Origin of the sequence: Helicobacter sp. UBA3407, from assembly GCF_949747025.1 — a bacterium.
Taxonomy (GTDB): domain Bacteria; phylum Campylobacterota; class Campylobacteria; order Campylobacterales; family Helicobacteraceae; genus Helicobacter_D; species Helicobacter_D ganmani.
Window position 1 is genome coordinate 1 of sequence record NZ_CATKCB010000246.1, and the last position, 2,511, is coordinate 2,511.

Genomic DNA, 2,511 nt, shown 5'->3' on the forward strand with positions numbered 1-2,511 from the left:
CCGTGGTGTCCAAATTTGAGTTTATGGGTGGGGTAACCATGTGCAAGAGAAAGCAACTGATGTCCCAAACAAATTGCAAAAAGCGGAATCTTGGCGGCAATTAATTTTTTGATTTCAGCGATTTCTGTATGAAGCACTTGTGGGTCCCCGGGTCCATTAGAAAGAAAGATTCCGTCAAATTCACCCTGTGCATAACGTGCAATTAGTGATTGTGCTTCAAAATCGTGTGGTATGACTTCTACGCCGAAGCCCGCACTGACGAGCTGATTTAAAATGCTTTGTTTGATTCCAAAATCAATTGCTAGGATTTTTTGATATGTCTTAGGTGTGGTGTAGTCCATACTTTGAAAGTCAAATTTACCTTTGTAGTGTTGGTAGGGTGTTTGTGTGCTGACTTCTTTGATGTAATTGATTTCCTCAATCTTTGGGCTGCTTTCTAGGAGTTTTTTTAATTCGTTTTTGTTGGAGATTTCAGTAGAGGCAATCATCATCATTGCGCCCTCTTCGCGCAAGGTTCTTGTGAGCAAACGCGTAGGAATTGCGCAAATCCCCATTGTGTTGAATTTCTTTAAAAACTCTCCCAAGCTTTCCTCTGCACGAAAATTTGAAAATTTGGAATTATAATGATGGCACAAAATTCCTTTGGCAAAGATTCCGCGACTCTCCATATCTTGTTTGTTTGTTCCTACGATTCCAATCTCTGGCATAGTAAAGCAGATGAATTGCCCTGCATAGCTCGGGTCGGTTGTGATTTCTTGATAGCCTGTTAGTGAGGTGTTAAATACCAACTCACCCACGCTTGTTTTCTCGGCACCGAAGCTTTTTGCCTTGAAAAACAAACCATTTGCTAAATAAAGCCAAACATCTTTTAGTTTATCATGTGGAGATGTCATGACAGAAATCCTTTCTTTTTGAGTTCCTCTTGGTAGAGTTTGTCAAAAATCAAATCGTATTCTTCGCTTCCAAAGACTATTTTTCGTTTATAGTTTGCAATACGTTCTTGCACGATTTCTTCTACTTCATTGTAGATTCTTGAATAGCTATTAATGGCTTTGAATATGACATTGACAATTCGCGTTTCAGAAGTGGCAGAGTCAATCAAATCTTCCTCAAAAAGCTCATCAAGGATTTTGTGCGCAAGATGATTGTAGCGGTCTTCAAAGTTCAAAATAAAATTTTCATTTTCTGCTAATTTTTGTTTGATTTTCCAAAAAAGTTGATGTTCATCAGCTCGCATAAATTCAATTTCATCTAAATTTTCTTCCAAAATTTCCCTTGCTTTTTCTTCTATGTTTGCTTCTTCTTGGATATTTGCTTCAATGAATTTTTGTGCGACTTTTGCAATCCCCTCTAATCCGTGTAAAACATTTACAAAACCGCAGGTGGATAAATCTAATGCTATTTTATTTCCAATATAAGGTGCATGTGCGAGTCTAAATTTCATATCGGACCTTCATAAATTTTTGCGCTATTTTAGCGTTTTATCTCTTAAAATATGCCTTTTTCGTGTTTTTAAATCATTTTAAGATTCTGCATTTCCTCTTTTAGCTTATTGGAATTTGCTTGAAAAGTCTCCCTGTCGGAATAAGTCGCGAAGTGTGCAATTTTGACTTGCGTATAAGACTTTATAAAGGTGTCCATTAGAGGATTTTGGTCTTTGCTTATAATTAGCCCAAGAAGTGGAATCTCACGTGCTTTTAATGCCGCAATACTAAGTAAAATATGATTGATTCCGCCAAGATAATACGCACCAACCAAAATGCAAGGCAGTCGGTGTGTGCTTAAAAAATCTATCATACATTTTTGGGAATCCAATGGGGTAAAAAGCCCGCCCGCACTCTCAATGAGTAAATTTTCTGATTTGGGCAATGGAATTCTTAGCCCATTGTAGGATATTTTTTCTTTTTGCATACCGATGTGAGGGCTAGCAGGAGTTTGCAAGGTAATGCCGCTAGGATAAATTTTGGTCGCAGGTGTTAAACTTTGGATTCTTTGATTGTCTGTTGGAGTGCCTGCTTGAACGAGTTTAAAATAATCTAAACTAAATGCGTAACACAATGCCGCACTAACAGAGGTTTTCCCCACATCTGTATGGCTTCCAGCAATAAAAATTTGCATATAAATCCCTTTTTTGAATTTTAAGATTCTATTATATGCTTGCTTTATGTTAAATTATAGATTTGCAAGTAATTTTATGTCATCAATTCTATTTCACTTTCATTTAAACATCAAATCAAACCAAAAAGAGTTATAACAATGAATCTAAACAGCGCAATTGAAAGAAAAAATCATTTAGTTGCATTGCGGAGAGATTTCTTACGCATTTGAGCCTAATTGTTATTTGGTGGAGTTTTTAAGAAATAAATAACAAGATAATCCAAATGTGATTCTTTATCAAAATGCAGTTTCAGACTCACTTTCTACAATGCAAAATCTGCGCTAGTAAAAGTTTAAAGGGTAAGATTGATATTGTGGATTTTAGGTAGAGGGCATTTCTAATCACAATATATA

3 protein-coding genes are annotated in these 2,511 nt (G+C 36.2%); all 3 read right to left on the reverse strand.

Translation table 11 applies throughout. The features are described from left to right. On the reverse strand, positions 1 to 893 hold an 893-nt coding region (gene carA / locus Q1553_RS08275; protein ID WP_300842920.1), incomplete at its 3' end, for a glutamine-hydrolyzing carbamoyl-phosphate synthase small subunit. Continuing rightward, positions 890 to 1,444 carry a DUF507 family protein gene (locus Q1553_RS08280; RefSeq protein ID WP_115551753.1) on the reverse strand — a complete coding sequence of 185 codons (555 nt, stop codon included), beginning with the start codon at positions 1,442 to 1,444 and terminating at the stop codon, positions 890 to 892. The genes Q1553_RS08280 and carA, both read right to left, overlap by 4 nt. A 68-nt stretch (positions 1,445 to 1,512) precedes the next feature. Further along, on the reverse strand, positions 1,513 to 2,118 hold the full coding sequence (bioD, locus tag Q1553_RS08285) for an ATP-dependent dethiobiotin synthetase BioD (protein WP_115551752.1): 606 nt from the start codon (positions 2,116 to 2,118) through the stop codon (positions 1,513 to 1,515). Positions 2,119 to 2,511: the final 393 nt, after the last annotated feature.